Source organism: Pseudomonas citri (genome assembly GCF_025336485.1).
GTDB lineage: Bacteria > Pseudomonadota > Gammaproteobacteria > Pseudomonadales > Pseudomonadaceae > Aquipseudomonas > Aquipseudomonas citri.
Genome location: NZ_JAODAB010000008.1, coordinates 1 through 17,271, shown reverse-complemented (window position 1 = coordinate 17,271; position 17,271 = coordinate 1). Strand labels below are relative to the sequence as shown.

At 55.9% G+C, this 17,271-nt stretch carries 14 protein-coding genes and 4 tRNA genes; all 18 read right to left on the bottom strand.

Annotated elements, in window-relative coordinates; translation table 11 throughout:
- Window positions 1-18 precede the first annotated feature (18 nt).
- The 18 genes from rpsG to birA all read right to left on the bottom strand — a co-directional run bounded on the left by rpsG (window position 19) and on the right by birA (window position 17,071).
- Window positions 19-489: a 30S ribosomal protein S7 gene (gene rpsG / locus N4Q37_RS11325; RefSeq protein WP_024776462.1), complete on the bottom strand. Its 471-nt coding sequence runs from the start codon at window positions 487-489 to the stop codon at window positions 19-21.
- Window positions 490-591: 102 nt separating this feature from the next.
- The gene (rpsL, locus tag N4Q37_RS11320; RefSeq protein ID WP_003186084.1) at window positions 592-963 is read right to left on the bottom strand and encodes a 30S ribosomal protein S12; all 372 of its coding nucleotides are present in this window, start codon (window positions 961-963) and stop codon (window positions 592-594) included.
- Window positions 964-1,179: 216 nt separating this feature from the next.
- Complete coding sequence (rpoC, locus tag N4Q37_RS11315; RefSeq protein ID WP_260957976.1) at window positions 1,180-5,379, bottom strand: DNA-directed RNA polymerase subunit beta'; 4,200 nt, start codon at window positions 5,377-5,379, stop codon at window positions 1,180-1,182.
- Window positions 5,380-5,443: 64 nt separating this feature from the next.
- Window positions 5,444-9,517 carry a DNA-directed RNA polymerase subunit beta gene (gene rpoB / locus N4Q37_RS11310; protein ID WP_260957974.1) on the bottom strand — a complete coding sequence of 1,358 codons (4,074 nt, stop codon included), beginning with the start codon at window positions 9,515-9,517 and terminating at the stop codon, window positions 5,444-5,446.
- Between the two features lie 217 nt (window positions 9,518-9,734).
- Window positions 9,735-10,100 (bottom strand): 50S ribosomal protein L7/L12, encoded by a 366-nt coding sequence (gene rplL, locus N4Q37_RS11305; RefSeq protein WP_260957972.1) that lies wholly within the window; start codon window positions 10,098-10,100, stop codon window positions 9,735-9,737.
- A 78-nt stretch (window positions 10,101-10,178) separates the two neighbouring features.
- Window positions 10,179-10,679 carry a 50S ribosomal protein L10 gene (gene rplJ / locus N4Q37_RS11300; RefSeq protein WP_260957970.1) on the bottom strand — a complete coding sequence of 167 codons (501 nt, stop codon included), beginning with the start codon at window positions 10,677-10,679 and terminating at the stop codon, window positions 10,179-10,181.
- Window positions 10,680-10,877: 198 nt separating this feature from the next.
- Entirely contained in the window at window positions 10,878-11,573 is a 696-nt protein-coding gene (rplA, locus tag N4Q37_RS11295) for a 50S ribosomal protein L1 (RefSeq protein WP_003228754.1), read from the bottom strand.
- Window positions 11,573-12,004 (bottom strand): 50S ribosomal protein L11, encoded by a 432-nt coding sequence (gene rplK / locus N4Q37_RS11290; RefSeq protein ID WP_003176435.1) that lies wholly within the window; start codon window positions 12,002-12,004, stop codon window positions 11,573-11,575. The genes rplA and rplK overlap by 1 nt, the downstream gene beginning before the upstream one ends.
- A 117-nt stretch (window positions 12,005-12,121) precedes the next feature.
- Entirely contained in the window at window positions 12,122-12,655 is a 534-nt protein-coding gene (nusG, locus tag N4Q37_RS11285; protein ID WP_260957962.1) for a transcription termination/antitermination protein NusG, read from the bottom strand.
- A 9-nt stretch (window positions 12,656-12,664) separates the two neighbouring features.
- On the bottom strand, window positions 12,665-13,033 hold the full coding sequence (gene secE / locus N4Q37_RS11280; protein ID WP_260957960.1) for a preprotein translocase subunit SecE: 369 nt from the start codon (window positions 13,031-13,033) through the stop codon (window positions 12,665-12,667).
- A gap of 45 nt (window positions 13,034-13,078) precedes the next feature.
- Window positions 13,079-13,154: transfer RNA gene (locus tag N4Q37_RS11275), tRNA-Trp, on the bottom strand.
- A gap of 53 nt (window positions 13,155-13,207) precedes the next feature.
- A complete protein-coding gene (gene tuf, locus N4Q37_RS11270) occupies window positions 13,208-14,401 on the bottom strand; it encodes an elongation factor Tu (protein ID WP_260957958.1) in 1,194 nt (397 codons plus the stop codon).
- Window positions 14,402-14,485: 84 nt separating this feature from the next.
- Window positions 14,486-14,561, bottom strand: a tRNA-Thr gene (locus N4Q37_RS11265).
- A 26-nt stretch (window positions 14,562-14,587) separates the two neighbouring features.
- Window positions 14,588-14,661, bottom strand: a tRNA-Gly gene (locus N4Q37_RS11260).
- A gap of 24 nt (window positions 14,662-14,685) precedes the next feature.
- A tRNA-Tyr gene (locus N4Q37_RS11255) sits at window positions 14,686-14,770 on the bottom strand.
- A gap of 142 nt (window positions 14,771-14,912) precedes the next feature.
- Entirely contained in the window at window positions 14,913-15,368 is a 456-nt protein-coding gene (locus N4Q37_RS11250) for a hypothetical protein (RefSeq protein ID WP_260957955.1), read from the bottom strand.
- A 7-nt stretch (window positions 15,369-15,375) separates the two neighbouring features.
- Entirely contained in the window at window positions 15,376-16,125 is a 750-nt protein-coding gene (locus N4Q37_RS11245; RefSeq protein WP_260957954.1) for a pantothenate kinase, read from the bottom strand.
- Window positions 16,115-17,071, bottom strand: coding sequence for a bifunctional biotin--[acetyl-CoA-carboxylase] ligase/biotin operon repressor BirA (gene birA / locus N4Q37_RS11240; protein ID WP_260957952.1), 957 nt, complete (start codon window positions 17,069-17,071; stop codon window positions 16,115-16,117). Before birA ends, N4Q37_RS11245 begins: the two co-directional genes overlap by 11 nt.
- Window positions 17,072-17,271: the final 200 nt, after the last annotated feature.

The following is a 17,271-nucleotide window of genomic DNA, read 5'->3' as shown; positions in this document are numbered from 1 at the left end:
AATTGAGTGACGCTAAAATTAGAAGCGGTAGTGCGAGAAAGCCTTGTTGGCTTCAGCCATACGGTGCACGTCTTCACGCTTCTTAACTGCAGCACCTTTACCTTCAGCAGCGTCCAACAGTTCACCAGCCAAACGCAGAGCCATGGACTTCTCGCCGCGCTTGCGGGCGAAGTCTACCAACCAGCGCATGGCCAGAGCGTTACGACGGGACGGACGAACTTCGACCGGAACCTGGTAAGTAGCACCGCCTACACGGCGCGACTTCACTTCGACCAGCGGAGCGATGGCGTCGAGTGCTTTTTCGAAGAGTTCCAGGGGATCGGAGTTCTTACGCTCTTTAACTTTTTCCAGCGCGCCATAAACGATACGCTCGGCAACGGCTTTCTTGCCGCTTTCCATTACGTGGTTCATGAACTTGGCGAGAATCTGGCTTCCGTATTTCGGATCGTCCAGAATCTCACGCTTGGCTGCTACGCGACGTCTTGGCATTGATAAGCCCTCAAACGGTCTTCAGGTTAGCCCGGGACAGCAAATGCGTGCCCGACCTTACTCTTATCGACTCAATAAAATTAAAAACTGCAAAACGGCCGATTATTTCGGACGCTTGGTACCGTACTTCGAACGACCTTGGTTACGACCTTTAACGCCGGAGGTATCCAGAGAGCCGCGAACGGTGTGGTAACGAACACCTGGCAAGTCTTTTACACGACCGCCGCGGATCAGTACCACGCTGTGCTCTTGCAGGTTGTGGCCTTCACCACCGATGTACGAGGAAACCTCGAAACCGTTGGTCAGACGCACACGGCACACTTTACGCAATGCCGAGTTAGGTTTTTTCGGCGTAGTGGTATACACACGGGTGCATACGCCACGACGTTGCGGGCAGTTCTGCAGCGCAGGCACGTCGGATTTCTCGACGATACGCTTACGCGGCTGACGTACCAGCTGGTTGATAGTTGCCATCTACTAGCTCCACTGTTGTCTTGCGACGCTATTGTCTTGCAAGAAAAGCAAAATGGCAGGAACGCATTCCCGCCAAATTTAGGGGATCAAGAGTCTAAAGAGGATCTTGCCCCCAGTCAAGGCAAGGCCCCGACCTCCCCGCCCGCCGGATATCGACTATTTGTCTCAATCCGCCGAACGGGGCGACCAGGGCCTGGCACTCAATTACCGCAGAACTCAGTTACCGCTCGAGTTCAGCGCTTCGGTCAGTGCAGCTTCCACTTCACTGGCGCTCACGCGCAACGGCTTGTCTGCATCACGGCGACGCTTGCGCTCGCTGTGATAGGCCAAACCGGTACCGGCCGGGATCAGACGACCCACAACCACGTTTTCTTTCAGGCCGCGCAGGTAGTCGCGCTTGCCGGTTACCGCCGCTTCGGTCAATACGCGGGTGGTTTCCTGGAAGGAAGCCGCCGAGATGAACGATTCGGTGGACAACGACGCCTTGGTGATACCCAGCAGAACGCGGGTGAACTTGGCGACGAACTTGTCTTCCGCAGCCAGCTTCTCGTTCTCTACCAATACGTGAGTCAGTTCCATCTGGTCGCCCTTGATGAAGCTGGAATCGCCGGACTCGGAGATCTCAACTTTACGCAGCATCTGACGCAGGATGGTCTCGATGTGCTTGTCGTTGATCTTCACGCCTTGCAGACGGTAAACGTCCTGGATCTCGTTCACGATGTACTTGGCCAGCGCACTAACACCCAGCAGACGCAGGATGTCGTGTGGATCGCTAGGACCGTCGGAGATAACTTCGCCACGGTTCACCTGTTCACCTTCGAAGACGTTCAGGTGGCGCCACTTCGGAATCAGCTCTTCGTACGGATCGCTACCGTCGTTCGGGGTGATGACCAGACGGCGCTTGCCCTTGGTCTCTTTACCGAACGCGATGGTGCCGCTGACTTCAGCCAGAATCGACGCCTCTTTCGGACGACGAGCTTCGAACAAGTCGGCAACACGCGGCAGACCACCGGTGATGTCACGGGTCTTCGAAGTCTCTTGCGGAATACGAGCGATAACATCACCGATCGCAATCTGCGCGCCGTCCGCTACACCGACCAGGGCGTTGGCTGGCAGGAAGTACTGAGCGATAACGTCAGTGCCTGGCAGCAACAGATCCTTGCCGTTGGCATCGACCATCTTCACGGCTGGACGGATGTCCTTGCCGGCAGCTGGACGATCTTTCGGATCGAGTACTTCAATGTTGGTCATACCGGTCAATTCGTCAGTCTGACGCTTGATCGTGATGCCTTCTTCCATGCCCACGTAGGTCACGGTACCTTTCATTTCGGTAACGATCGGGTGAGTGTGCGGATCCCACTTGGCCACGATGGCGCCAGCGTCGACCTTGTCACCTTCCTTGACCGAAATTACCGCACCGTAAGGCAGCTTGTAGCGCTCACGCTCGCGACCGAAGTCGTCGGCGATTGCCAGTTCACCGGAACGGGACACGGCAACCAGGTGACCGTCCACACGTTCAACGTGCTTGAGGTTGTGCAGGCGGACAGTACCGCCATTCTTCACCTGGACGCTGTCGGCCGCGGAGGTCCGGCTTGCCGCACCACCGATGTGGAACGTACGCATCGTCAGCTGGGTACCCGGCTCACCGATGGACTGGGCAGCGATGACGCCGACCGACTCACCGATGTTCACCTGGTGACCACGAGCCAGGTCACGACCGTAGCACTTGGCGCAGATGCCGTAACGGGTTTCGCAACTGATCGGCGAGCGCACGATGACTTCGTCGATGCTGTTGAGCTCGATGAACTCGACCCACTTCTCGTCAACCAGGGTGCCAGCAGGAACGATCACGTCCTCGGTACCTGGCTTGAATACGTCACGGGCAATGACACGGCCCAATACGCGCTCACCCAGCGGCTCTACCACGTCGCCGCCTTCGATGTGCGGAGTCATGACCAGGCCATGTTCGGTACCGCAGTCGATCTCGGTCACGACCAGGTCTTGCGCCACGTCTACCAGACGACGGGTCAGGTAACCGGAGTTCGCGGTTTTCAACGCGGTATCCGCAAGACCCTTACGAGCACCGTGAGTGGAGATGAAGTACTGGAGTACGCTCAAACCTTCACGGAAGTTCGCTGTAATCGGGGTCTCGATGATGGAGCCGTCCGGCTTGGCCATCAGGCCACGCATACCGGCGAGCTGACGGATCTGCGCAGCAGAACCCCGCGCACCCGAGTCGGCCATCATGTACATCGAGTTGAAGGATTCCTGCTCGACTTCGTCGCCATGGCGATCGACCACCTTCTCTTTCGAGAGGTTGGCCATCATCGCCTTGGAAACTTCATCGTTCGCCTTGGACCAGAGGTCGATCACCTTGTTGTACTTCTCGCCCTGGGTTACCAGGCCGGAGGCGTACTGACTTTCGATCTCTTTCACTTCTTCGGTAGCAGTACCGATGATGCGGGCTTTTTCATCCGGGATAACGAAGTCGTTAACACCGATGGAAACGCCGGAAATGGTCGAATAGGCAAAACCGGTGTACATCAGCTGGTCAGCGAAGATCACGGTCTCTTTCAGACCCACCACGCGATAGCACTGGTTGATCAGCTTGGAGATCGCCTTTTTCTTCATCGGCAGGTTGACGACGTCGAAGGACAGGCCTTTTGGCACAACCTGGAACAGCAACGCACGGCCGACGGTGGTGTCGACGATACGGGTGTTGGTCACGCTGTTGCCATCGCGATCGTTCACGGTTTCGCTGATCCGCACCTTGACCTTGGCATGCAGTGCGGCTTCGCCGGCACGGAACACACGGTCAACTTCCTGCAGATCCGCGAACACACGACCTTCGCCCTTGGCGTTGATCGCTTCGCGGGTCATGTAGTACAGACCCAATACAACGTCCTGCGACGGCACGATGATTGGCTCACCGTTGGCTGGCGACAGGATGTTGTTGGTCGACATCATCAACGCACGCGCTTCCAACTGGGCTTCCAGTGTCAGCGGTACGTGCACGGCCATTTGGTCACCGTCGAAGTCGGCGTTGTACGCCGCACAGACCAGCGGGTGCAGCTGGATAGCCTTACCTTCGATCAGTACCGGTTCAAACGCCTGGATACCCAGACGGTGAAGGGTCGGTGCACGGTTGAGCAGCACTGGGTGTTCGCGAATCACTTCAGCGAGAACGTCCCAGACCTCTGGCAGCTCGCGCTCGACCATTTTCTTGGCCGCTTTGATGGTGGTCGCCAGACCACGCATTTCCAGCTTGCCGAAAATGAACGGCTTGAACAGTTCCAGAGCCATCTTCTTGGGCAGACCGCACTGGTGCAGACGCAGGGTCGGGCCAACGGTAATTACCGAACGACCGGAATAGTCAACACGCTTACCGAGCAAGTTCTGACGGAAACGACCCTGCTTACCCTTGATCATGTCAGCCAGGGACTTCAGAGGACGCTTGTTGGAACCGGTGATAGCGCGGCCACGACGACCGTTGTCGAGCAATGCGTCGACCGCCTCTTGCAACATACGCTTTTCGTTGCGAACGATGATGTCCGGAGCGGACAGATCGAGCAGACGCTTCAAGCGGTTGTTACGGTTGATCACTCGACGATACAGATCGTTGAGGTCGGAAGTCGCGAAACGGCCGCCATCGAGCGGAACCAGTGGACGCAGGTCTGGCGGCAGAACCGGCAGAACGGTCAACACCATCCACTCTGGCAGGTTGCCGGAGCCCTGGAAGGCTTCCATCAACTTCAGGCGCTTGGACAGCTTCTTGATCTTGGTTTCGGAGTTGGTTTGCGGAATTTCTTCGCGCAGACGGCCAATCTCGTGCTCCAGGTCGATCGCGTGCAGCAGTTCGCGGACGGCTTCTGCACCCATGCGGGCGTCAAAGTCGTCACCGAACTCTTCCAGTGCTTCGAAGTACTGTTCGTCGTTGAGCAACTGACCTTTTTCAAGGGTGGTCATGCCTGGATCGATAACGACATAGCTCTCGAAGTAGAGAACGCGTTCGATATCACGCAGGGTCATGTCCATCAGCAGGCCGATACGGGACGGCAGCGACTTCAGGAACCAGATGTGGGCAACCGGCGAGGCCAACTCGATGTGCGCCATACGCTCACGACGAACTTTTGCCAGCGCGACTTCAACGCCGCACTTCTCGCAGATCACACCGCGGTGCTTCAAGCGCTTGTACTTACCGCACAGGCACTCGTAATCCTTGACCGGGCCAAAGATCTTGGCGCAGAACAGGCCGTCACGCTCAGGTTTGAACGTACGGTAGTTGATGGTTTCCGGCTTTTTAACTTCACCGAACGACCACGAACGGATCATCTCAGGCGAGGCCAATCCGATACGGATGGCGTCGAACTCTTCGACTTGACCCTGGTTTTTCAGCAAATTCAGTAGGTCTTTCAAGGCCTTTCCTCCTGGCGGAGCAGAGAGCGGGCAAGACAGCCCCGCTCTCGATTCGCGTCACGTGTTATTCGGTTTCCAGATCGATATCGATGCCGAGGGAACGAATTTCCTTGATCAACACGTTGAAGGACTCGGGCATGCCCGGCTCCATACGGTGATCGCCGTCCACGATGTTCTTGTACATCTTGGTCCGACCGTTCACATCGTCCGACTTCACTGTGAGCATTTCTTGCAGAGTGTAAGCAGCACCGTATGCTTCCAGTGCCCAGACCTCCATCTCCCCGAAACGCTGACCACCGAACTGCGCCTTACCACCCAGCGGCTGCTGGGTAACCAGGCTGTAAGAACCGGTAGAACGAGCGTGCATCTTGTCGTCTACCAAGTGGTTCAGCTTCAGCATGTACATGTAGCCAACGGTAACCGGACGCTCGAACTTGTTGCCGGTACGACCGTCGAACAGCTGCATCTGGCCGCTTTCTGGCAAGTCTGCCAGTTTCAGCATGGCCTTGATTTCACTTTCCTTGGCGCCGTCGAACACTGGAGTCGCCATTGGAACGCCGCCGCGCAGGTTCTTCGCCAGATCCAGGATTTCCTGGTCGGAGAAGGTGTCCAGCTCTTCGTTGCGCCCGCCGATCTCGTTGTAGATCTCGTGCAGGAACTTACGCAGGTCTGCCACTTTGCGCTGCTCTTCGACCATACGGTTGATCTTCTCGCCCAAACCTTTGGCCGCCAGGCCCAGGTGGGTTTCGAGAATCTGACCAACGTTCATACGCGAAGGTACGCCCAACGGGTTGAGGACCACGTCCACCGGGGTGCCATTGGCATCGTGCGGCATGTCTTCAACCGGCATGATCACGGAGACCACACCCTTGTTACCGTGACGACCGGCCATCTTGTCGCCCGGCTGGATGCGACGACGGATTGCCAGGTAGACCTTGACGATCTTCAGCACGCCCGGAGCCAGGTCATCGCCCTGCTGCAGCTTGCGCTTCTTGTCTTCGAACTTGTCATCCAGCAGACGGCGACGATCAACGATATAGGCCTGGGCCTTCTCGAGTTGCTCGTTCAGCGCGTCTTCGGCCATGCGCAGTTTGAACCACTGGCCATGCTCCAGACCGTCGAGGACTTCGTCGGTGATTTCCTGACCTTTCTTCAGGCCGGCGCCGCCTTCGGCCTTGTGGCCTACCAGGGCGGAACGCAGACGTTCGAAAGTGGCGCCTTCAACGATACGGAACTCTTCGTTGAGGTCCTTGCGGATCTCGTCGAGCTGGGTCTTCTCGATGGACAGTGCGCGAGCGTCACGCTCAACGCCGTCACGGGTGAAGACCTGGACGTCGATGACGGTACCCTTGGTGCCGGTAGGCACGCGCAGGGAGGTGTCCTTAACGTCGCTGGCTTTCTCACCGAAGATCGCACGCAGCAGTTTTTCTTCCGGAGTCAGTTGGGTCTCGCCTTTCGGAGTGACCTTGCCGACCAGGATGTCACCGGCGCCGACTTCGGCACCTACATAAACGATACCGGCCTCGTCCAGCTTGTTCAGCGCAGCCTCACCCACGTTCGGGATGTCCGCGGTGATTTCCTCTGGGCCAAGCTTGGTATCACGGGCCACACAGGTCAGTTCCTGGATGTGGATCGTGGTGAAGCGGTCTTCCTGGACCACACGCTCGGACAGGCAGATGGAGTCTTCGAAGTTGAAGCCGTTCCATGCCATGAACGCGATGCGCATGTTCTGGCCCAGTGCCAGTTCGCCCATGTCGGTGGACGGACCGTCGGCCATGATGTCGCTGCGCTGAACCCGATCACCCTTGCTCACCAGCGGACGCTGGTTGATGCAGGTGTTCTGGTTGGAGCGGGTGTACTTGGTCAGGTTGTAGATGTCGACACCGGCTTCGCCCGGTTCTACTTCGTCATCGGCAACACGAACCACGATACGGCTGGCGTCGACGGAGTCGATCACACCACCACGACGAGCCACGACGCAAACGCCGGAGTCACGGGCAACGTTACGCTCCATGCCGGTACCTACCAGCGGCTTGTCGGCGCGCAGGGTCGGTACAGCTTGACGCTGCATGTTCGAACCCATCAACGCACGGTTGGCGTCGTCGTGCTCGAGGAACGGGATCAGCGACGCGGCGACCGAAACTACCTGCTTCGGCGACACGTCCATCAAGGTGACGTCTTCCGGCGCCTTGACGGTGAACTCGTTCAGGTGACGAACAGCTACCAGCTCATCGATCAGGACTTTCTTGTCGTTCATCGTGGCCGAAGCCTGAGCGATCACGTGATCAGCTTCTTCGATGGCGGACAGGAACACGATCTCGTCGGTAACCAGGGCGTCTTTCACCACGCGATACGGGCTTTCAAGGAAGCCGTACTGGTTGGTGCGCGCATAGGCTGCCAGGGAGTTGATCAGACCGATGTTCGGACCTTCAGGCGTTTCGATCGGGCATACACGACCGTAGTGGGTCGGGTGTACGTCACGAACTTCGAAGCCTGCGCGCTCGCGGGTCAGACCACCTGGGCCGAGTGCGGAGACACGACGCTTGTGGGTGATCTCGGACAGCGGGTTGTTCTGGTCCATGAACTGGGACAGCTGGCTCGAACCGAAGAACTCCTTCACCGCCGCCGCTACCGGCTTGGCGTTGATCAGGTCTTGCGGCATCAGGCCTTCGCTTTCAGCCATCGACAGACGTTCCTTGACCGCGCGCTCTACACGCACCAGGCCCACACGGAACTGGTTCTCGGCCATCTCGCCTACGCAGCGAACACGACGGTTACCCAGGTGGTCGATGTCATCGACGATGCCCTTGCCGTTACGGATGTCGACCAGAGTCTTGAGCACCGCGACGATGTCTTCCTTGTTCAGCACGCCCGAACCTTCGATCTCGGTACGACCGATACGACGGTTGAACTTCATCCGGCCGACCGCAGACAGGTCGTAGCGCTCAGGACTGAAGAACAGGTTGTTGAACAGGGTTTCGGCGGCATCCTTGGTTGGCGGCTCGCCAGGACGCATCATGCGATAGATCTCGACCAGGGCTTCCAGCTGGTTGCCGGTGGAGTCGATCTTCAGCGTGTCGGAGATGAACGGACCGCAGTCGATGTCGTTGGTGTACAGGGTTTCGATACGAACGACCTGGGCCTTGACGATTTTCGCCAGGATTTCGACGGTCAGCTCGGTATTGCACTCTGCAATGATCTCGCCAGTGGCCGGGTGCACGATGGCCTTGGCTGTGGTGCGACCCAGGACGTAGTCCATAGGCACCTGCAGCTCTTTGATACCGGCTTTTTCCAGCTGGTTGATGTGACGAGCAGTGATACGACGACCCTGCTCGACAATAACCTTGCCGTTGCCATCCTGGATGTCGAGGACGGCGATTTCACCACGCAGACGCTGAGGCACCAGCTCCAGGCTGAGGGCTTCGGCCTGAACATGGAAGACGTTGGTGGTGTAGAACGCCTCGAGGACTTCCTCGGTGGTATAGCCGAGCGCGCGCAGCAATACCGAGGCAGGCAGCTTGCGACGACGGTCGATACGCACGAATACGCAGTCCTTCGGGTCGAACTCGAAGTCCAGCCACGAACCGCGGTAAGGAATGATGCGGGCGGAGTAAAGCAGTTTGCCAGAGCTGTGCGTCTTGCCACGGTCGTGGTCGAAGAACACGCCCGGGGAACGGTGCAGCTGGGAAACGATTACACGCTCGGTACCGTTGATAACGAAGGTACCGTTTTCAGTCATCAGGGGAATTTCACCCATGTAGACTTCTTGCTCTTTGATGTCCTTGATCGCTTTGTTCGACGATTCTTTGTCGAAAATGATCAGGCGCACTTTTACCCGCAAAGGTACGGCGTAAGTTACACCGCGCAATACGCATTCTTTGACATCAAATGCCGGTTCGCCCAGGCGATAACCGACGTACTCCAGCGCAGCATTGCCGGAGTAGCTGATGATCGGGAAAACGGATTTGAAGGCCGCATGCAGGCCCACGTCGCGGAACTGATCTTTAGTCGCTCCCGCTTGCAAGAATTCACGATACGAATCCAGCTGGATGGCCAGGAGGTACGGCACATCCATGACGTCCGGCAACTTGCTAAAGTCCTTGCGGATACGTTTTTTCTCAGTGTATGAGTAAGCCATCAGCGTTCCCCAGCTTGGTCACCTGCTTGTTTGGCCCTCCCGGCGGGAGTGGCCAGAAAATCTGCAAACCCCTTGGTTTGCGCCACCGCCTCGGGTGGTTGCAGCTCGTTACCAGCACCGACCCAGTCGGCTGCCAATAACGGAAAAAGGCCGGTGGCAAAAGCCACCAGCCATCAGCCTTTCGCTTAACGCTCGGGCTGGAGACGCAAGGTCGAAATTACTTGATTTCGACGGTAGCGCCTGCTTCTTCCAGCTTCTTCTTCGCGTCAGCAGCGGCTTCTTTCGAAACGCCTTCAGCGATAGTCTGAGGAGCGCCATCGACTTTCTCTTTGGCTTCTTTCAGACCCAGACCGGTCAGTTCACGAACAGCCTTGATCACGTTAACTTTCTTCTCGCCAGCAGCGGCCAGGATAACGTTGAACTCGGTTTGCTCTTCAACAACAGCGGCAGCAACAGCTGGACCAGCCGAAGCAGCGGCAGCGGTAACGCCGAATTTTTCTTCGAAAGCTTTGATCAGCTCAACAACTTCCATTACGGACATGTTGCCAACGGCTTCGAGGATATCGTTTTGAGAGATAGACATGACTCTAAATTCCTGAATTGGGGGACGGCCTACGCGACCATCGAAATAAACAAAAAACGCGAAAAGAAGTGTCGAGCCTTAGGCTGCAGCAGCTTCTTTCTGGTCGCGCAGTGCCGCCAGGGTACGAGCCAATTTGCTGGTAGCGCCTTGAATCACGCTCATCAGCTGGGAAATTGCTTCGTCACGGGTCGGCAGAGTTGCCAGTACGTCGATCTGGTTAGCTGCGAGGAACTTGCCCTCGAACGCAGCTGCCTTAATCTCGAACTTGTCCTGACCTTTCGCGAATTCCTTGAACAAACGGGCAGCAGCGCCAGGATGTTGGGTGGAAAATGCGATCAAGGTCGGGCCGCTGAACACGTCGTTGAGGACACTGTATTCAGTGTCAGCAACAGCGCGCTTGAGCAGGGTGTTACGTACAACACGTACGTAAACGCCAGCTTCACGGGCCTCTTTACGGAGTCCGGTCATAGCGCCTACTGTTACGCCACGGGCATCAGCCACGACAGCGGACAGAGCAGCTTTGGCAGCCTCGTTGACTTCAGCGACGATGGCCTTCTTGTCTTCGAGTTTAATTGCCACGGGTTTAACTCCTGCTTGTTACCGTTTCATCCGGTCGAAACCGAATGTCGTTTTGGTGTCTGATTCGGTAAGGAACCGGGAGCACCATCTGCGTAGGCTTGTGGTTTAAGACTTTCGTCGCCTACGGTCTTGGATAGCCCCCGCCAGGCAGGGACCCCAATTTTTTGATTGGCGCAATATCTTGCGCCAACCCGCGTCTTACGCGTCGAGCGAGCTCTGATCGATGACCAGACCTGGGCCCATGGTGGTGCTCAGGGTAACGCGCTTGACGTAGATACCTTTCGAAGAAGCTGGCTTGATACGCTTGAGATCAGCGATCAGGGCTTCAACGTTTTCCTTCAGCTTGACGGCGTCGAAGCCGATCTTGCCAACGGAAGTGTGGATGATGCCGTTTTTGTCGGTGCGATAACGAACCTGACCAGCCTTGGCGTTTTTAACCGCGGTGGCGACGTCTGGCGTTACGGTGCCAACTTTAGGGTTAGGCATCAGGCCACGTGGACCGAGGATCTGACCCAGTTGACCTACAACGCGCATGGCATCCGGGGATGCGATCACGACGTCATAGTTCAGGTCGCCGCCTTTCATTTCAGCAGCCAGATCGTCCATGCCCACGCGATCAGCGCCAGCAGCCAGAGCAGCTTCAGCTGCTGGGCCCTGGGTGAACACGGCAACACGAACGGTTTTGCCAGTGCCGTGCGGCAGCACGGTAGCGCTACGAACGACCTGATCGGATTTACGTGGATCAACACCCAGGTTGACAGCTACGTCGAACGACTCGCTGAACTTGACAGTCGACAGCTCGGCCAGCAGAGCGGCAGCATCTACAATGTTGTAGGCCTTGCCTGCTTCGATTTTGCCGGCGATAGCCTTTTGACGCTTGGTCAGCTTAGCCATTACACACCCTCCACGTTAAGGCCCATGCTACGAGCAGAACCGGCGATAGTACGCACGGCTGCATCCATATCAGCTGCAGTCAAATCCGCGTTTTTGGTTTTCGCGATTTCTTCCAGCTGAGCACGGGTAACGGTGCCAACCTTAACGGTGTTTGGACGAGCGGAACCGCTGGTCAAACCTGCAGCCTTCTTCAGCAGAACCGAAGCTGGGGTGCTCTTTGTTTCGAAAGTGAAGCTACGGTCGCTGTAGACAGTGATGATCACTGGAGTCGGCAGACCTGGCTCAAGACCCTGAGTACGGGCGTTGAAAGCCTTGCAGAATTCCATGATGTTCACACCGTGCTGACCCAGCGCAGGACCAACGGGTGGGCTTGGGTTAGCCTGAGCGGCCTTCACTTGCAGCTTGATGTAAGCGGTAATTTTCTTGGCCATGAGGCACTCCAATTACGGGTTCGAACGCCTCGAAAGGCTCCCCGGTTACTTGCGCGTTTATCCCAGTGACGACAAAACCCCACAGTCTACGACTGCGGGGTTGGGATGCCTGTTCAATCAGACCTTTTCGACCTGGCTGAACTCGAGCTCTACCGGAGTAGAGCGACCGAAAATGAGCACTGCCACTTGGATCCGGCTCTTTTCGTAGTTAACTTCTTCAACGGTACCGGTAAAATCAGCAAAAGGCCCGTCATTGACCCGAACCATCTCACCTGGTTCGAACAACGTCTTCGGCTTCGGCTTATCACTACCATCAGCGACACGACGCAGAATTGCTTCTGCCTCTTTGTCCGTAATAGGCGCAGGCTTATCGGCAGTACCACCAATGAACCCCATGACTCGAGGGGTATCCTTGACCAAGTGCCAAGTCCCTTCGTTCATGTCCATCTGAACCAGCACATAGCCTGGAAAAAACTTACGTTCGCTTTTGCGCTTCTGGCCATTGCGCATCTCTACCACTTCTTCAGTGGGGACCAGAATCTCGCCAAAGCCATCTTCCATGCCAGCCAGCTTCACACGCTCTATCAGCGAGCGCATAACATGCTTCTCGTAACCCGAGTAAGCATGCACAACGTACCAACGCTTAGCCACGGGACACCCTTAGCCAACAATCAAGGAAACAAGCCAGCCGAGCAGGGAATCAAGCCCCCACAACAGCAACGCCATTACCAGAACGACAACCACAACGATCAAAGTGGTCTGCGTGGTTTCTTGGCGAGTCGGCCATACGACTTTACGGATCTCGGTGCGAGCTTCCTTAGCGAGTACAAAGAAAGACTTACCCTTGCTTGTTTGCAGACCAACAAAGGCAGCAACAGCAGCAATAGCAAGCAATGCGAGTACGCGATACAGGATCGGCGATGCAGAAAAATACTGATTGCCAACAACACCAACAGCTACCAAAGCGACTACCACTAGCCACTTGAGCAGATCGAAGCGAGAGCCTTGAGCTTCAGCTTTAGGAGTCATCTATGAAGATCCTGTGAAAAGAAAGCCAGACACACTGAGTGAATCTGGCAGGTCAGGAGGGAATCGAACCCCCAACCTACGGTTTTGGAGACCGTCGCTCTGCCAATTGAGCTACTGACCTAAAACAAAATCAGGCCGACCATTATGCCGGCCCGAAAAAGACATTACAACTGTTTACTCGATGACTTTAGCCACGACGCCAGCGCCAACGGTACGACCACCTTCACGGATAGCGAAACGCAGACCGTCTTCCATCGCGATTGGCTTGATCAGAGTGACAGTCATCTGGATGTTGTCACCTGGCATTACCATTTCAACGCCTTCTGGCAGTTCGCAGTTACCAGTCACGTCAGTTGTACGGAAGTAGAACTGTGGACGGTAGCCTTTGAAGAACGGAGTATGACGACCACCTTCTTCCTTGCTCAGTACGTAGACTTCAGCGGTGAACTTGGTGTGAGCCTTGACGGTACCTGGCTTTACCAGAACCTGACCACGCTCAACGTCGTCACGCTTGGTGCCGCGCAGCAGCACGCCGCAGTTCTCGCCAGCACGACCTTCGTCCAGCAGCTTACGGAACATTTCAACGCCGGTGCAGGTAGTTTTCTGAGTGTCGCGCAGACCGACGATCTCAACTTCTTCCTGGATGCGGACGATGCCACGCTCAACACGACCAGTCACAACAGTACCGCGACCCGAGATCGAGAATACGTCTTCGATTGGCATCAGGAACGGCTTGTCGATAGCACGCTCTGGCTCTGGGATGTAGCTGTCCAGAGTCTCAACCAGCTTACGAACGGCAGTGGTGCCCATTTCGTTGTCGTCTTGGCCGTTCAGAGCCATCAGAGCCGAACCAACGATGATCGGGGTGTCGTCGCCTGGGAAGTCGTAGGCGCTCAGCAGGTCGCGAACTTCCATCTCAACCAGTTCCAGCAGCTCAGCGTCGTCAACCATGTCAGCCTTGTTCAGGAAGACAACGATGTACGGAACGCCGACCTGACGGGATAGCAGGATGTGCTCACGAGTTTGTGGCATCGGACCATCGGCAGCCGAGCAAACCAGGATCGCGCCGTCCATCTGGGCAGCACCAGTGATCATGTTTTTTACGTAGTCGGCGTGACCTGGGCAGTCAACGTGCGCGTAGTGACGAACATTGGAGTCGTACTCTACGTGCGCAGTGTTGATGGTGATACCACGAGCCTTTTCTTCCGGGGCGCTGTCGATCTTGTCGAAGTCAACACGAGCCGAACCGAAGACTTCGGAGCAGACGCGAGTCAGAGCAGCGGTCAGAGTGGTTTTACCATGGTCAACGTGACCAATGGTACCAACGTTGACGTGCGGCTTATTACGTTCGAACTTTTCCTTAGCCATCGAAATCACCCCCAGGAGAAGAATTTAGCAAGTCACACAAGCCATTAAAACAAAGGCAGATATTTTCATATCTGCCTTGTTATATGGAGCTCTTGAGCGGATTTGAACCGCTGACCTCACCCTTACCAAGGGTGTGCTCTACCAACTGAGCTACAAGAGCGAAACACTTTGCACAACCTGCAAACTTGGAGCGGGTAGCGGGAATCGAACCCGCATCATCAGCTTGGAAGGCTGAGGTTCTACCACTAAACTATACCCGCGGAGCTTGCAGCTCACGCTAAAAATGGTGGAGGGGGAAGGATTCGAACCTTCGAAGTCGTAGACGTCAGATTTACAGTCTGATCCCTTTGGCCGCTCGGGAACCCCTCCTAAGCGAGCCGGCATTCTACATCATGCCAGCCTTCTGTCAAGCATTTTCTCATTAAAAACCTGAGGTTAGCTGCGTTGACCGTGTTTCGCGTCGTTAACCTTTAAAGGTCTTCGCTGCGAAGCGGGCGCCATTCTATGCAAACTACCCAGCGGGCGCAACCCCCTCACATGGCATTATTTTATGTTTTAACTCATTGAATTCTTTAGAAAGGTTTTGAAGCAGCGTTTCATTCACCTTCCCAGCGCCATCGACAGGAACCTGAAGCCAGAACCCCTCCATTTCAGGGGAGTTCGACTGACCTAAAGTCGCAGCATGAGTCACGACACCCGAGGCAGCCAGTCGCTGCTCGAGCTGCCTGGCCAGTTCCGCACGCACGAAACCACCCAGATACATACAATTCTTTTGCGAATCACCCGACTTACCCGAGTCACGCCTGATAAGCGCGTCTGCCGCTTCACTCAACAAGTGGATGTCCTGTTGCGACCCCCGATACAAACTCAGCGGAGTCACATCCTTCGCGCGGAGAGGGGCCTCCTGTTGATGCCAGATGTAATAGAAGACATTCAAAACCAGCAACAACAGAAACAGCCACCGCATAGAAACCTCAAGACAAAGGGCAGGCCATCGCCAAACCCACGAAAACCAGATCAGGCACCAGCCTGGCATCAGGGACAACCCCCAAAACCAGATTGGCATCCCCTCCCGTGAGAAACACCACGAAATCATTTCCCCAGTATTGCTTCGCCAATTCAAGCTGAGTCAGAACGAACCCTCTGAGCATTAGCATGCACCCGCGCTCAACCGCCTCGACAGTCGCTCGACCTGGAGCAAGGCTCTCGTGCGCTCGCTCAGCAGCCGTATCGTCATAACGAATTCGCCGCGTGTGGGTGCGCAGCTGATTACGCATCAAAGGCATGCCAGGACAAATAAAGCCCCCAAGATGCTCACCATCAGGCGCTACGAAGTCAGCGGTAATGGCCGTACCAAAATCAAGCACCAAGCATGCTCCGGAAGCCAAACGGAAGCCACCGAGCAAGGCCAGCCAGCGATCAAGCCCCAATCGCGTGTAATCTTCATAACCATTCTTGACGCCCGCCATTTCGCGAGCAGGCACAGCCCGAACCACAGAAATACCAAATGCATCAACCAGCGAAGCGACCAACGAGTCCGTCTCTTCCAAAGTCCGAACACTGACAAGTCGACACTTCTTCAACTGGAATTTCTCGACATCACTCAAACTCGCCAACAAGGCGCTGTCGGAGCTGACCACCCCACCTTCAACAGGCGTTAGACCATCACACTGAAGAACACGCCACTTGATAAAGCTGTTACCGCAATCGAGCTCAAGAATCATCACGCAACCTCAAACTGAGCTCACCACCGCTAAAGACCTTTTCCACACCCTCTACCTTCAAACGCAGCGCACCCTGGAGGTCTATACCCATCACGACACCGTCAATCCGATTGATACCGGCAATCAACGAAACAGCTCGCCCCTGCCAAAGATGATAGCTCTCCCACTCCGACTGAATCGCCGCGAACCCTGATTCATGATGAAGCTTCAAATACTGCCGAAGCTTTCTCCCTAGCTGAGCAACCAATTCATTCCGATCAAAGGTCCTACCCGCCTCGAGAGACATCGACGTCCATTGCTGATCGACCTCATCTGTCGATTGCATATTTACATTAATGCCCACGCCCAGGACCACATGACAAACATCTGCCGGATCCCCTACCAACTCGAGCAAAATACCCGCGATTTTCTTTCCACCAACCAGGACATCGTTAGGCCATTTCAGACCAGCCTCTGTGACCCCCATATCACGCAATGTGCGCATGACAGCAAGCCCGACGACAAGACTAAGCCCCTCTACTTGCCGCATGCCGCCCTCGATACGCAGCACCAAGCTGTAATAGAGATTTTCAGCAAAAGGACTGACCCATCTGCGGCCTCGACGACCACGACCAGCCGCCTGCCGCTCGGCCAAGACAAGGAATGGCGCCTCTACTCCACGCCCAATAGCGCGCAGCGCCTCAGCATTAGTAGAGTCAATGGAATCAAATATATGAACAGGCCATTCAGAGGGTGAGCGTGCATCAATTTCCGCTGCATCCAAAAGCAACAGAGGCTTGGCCAACTGGTACCCCCGGCCACGAACCTTATGGACAGACAACCCCAGCTCCGCCTCCAGATGCTGTAATTGCTTCCATACAGCGCTCCGACTGATCCCCATCGCAACACCCAGCGCCTGCCCCGAATGAAAGCGACCGTCCTTCAGAAGTTTTAGCAACGTGAGCATGCGAGGTGCGCCCTGATGATAAGGCCCGCATGATAGCCATGCGCAAGACGGTTGCATAGAAACACAAGATTGCTTTCCTGCGGGCAAAACAAAACCCCTACCTGCGTCAGCAGATAGGGGTTCCGGAATTTAATCTTGACGATGACCTACTCTCACATGGGGAAACCCCACACTACCATCGGCGATGCATCGTTTCACTT

Bases quoted from the DNA above. Each gene is read 5' to 3' on its own strand.
- rplL (WP_260957972.1), bottom strand. From the start codon at position 10,100: ATGTCTATCTCTCAAAACGATATCCTCGAAGCCGTTGGCAACATGTCC.
- rplA (WP_003228754.1), bottom strand. From the start codon at position 11,573: ATGGCTAAGCTGACCAAGCGTCAAAAGGCTATCGCCGGCAAAATCGAA.
- N4Q37_RS11250 (WP_260957955.1), bottom strand. From the start codon at position 15,368: ATGCGGTGGCTGTTTCTGTTGTTGCTGGTTTTGAATGTCTTCTATTAC.
- rpsG (WP_024776462.1), bottom strand. From the start codon at position 489: ATGCCAAGACGTCGCGTAGCAGCCAAGCGTGAGATTCTGGACGATCCG.
- secE (WP_260957960.1), bottom strand. From the start codon at position 13,033: ATGACTCCTAAAGCTGAAGCTCAAGGCTCTCGCTTCGATCTGCTCAAG.
- N4Q37_RS11245 (WP_260957954.1), bottom strand. From the start codon at position 16,125: ATGATTCTTGAGCTCGATTGCGGTAACAGCTTTATCAAGTGGCGTGTT.
- rpoB (WP_260957974.1), bottom strand. From the start codon at position 9,517: ATGGCTTACTCATACACTGAGAAAAAACGTATCCGCAAGGACTTTAGC.
- rplK (WP_003176435.1), bottom strand. From the start codon at position 12,004: ATGGCCAAGAAAATTACCGCTTACATCAAGCTGCAAGTGAAGGCCGCT.
- tuf (WP_260957958.1), bottom strand. From the start codon at position 14,401: ATGGCTAAGGAAAAGTTCGAACGTAATAAGCCGCACGTCAACGTTGGT.
- birA (WP_260957952.1), bottom strand. From the start codon at position 17,071: ATGCTCACGTTGCTAAAACTTCTGAAGGACGGTCGCTTTCATTCGGGG.
- rpsL (WP_003186084.1), bottom strand. From the start codon at position 963: ATGGCAACTATCAACCAGCTGGTACGTCAGCCGCGTAAGCGTATCGTC.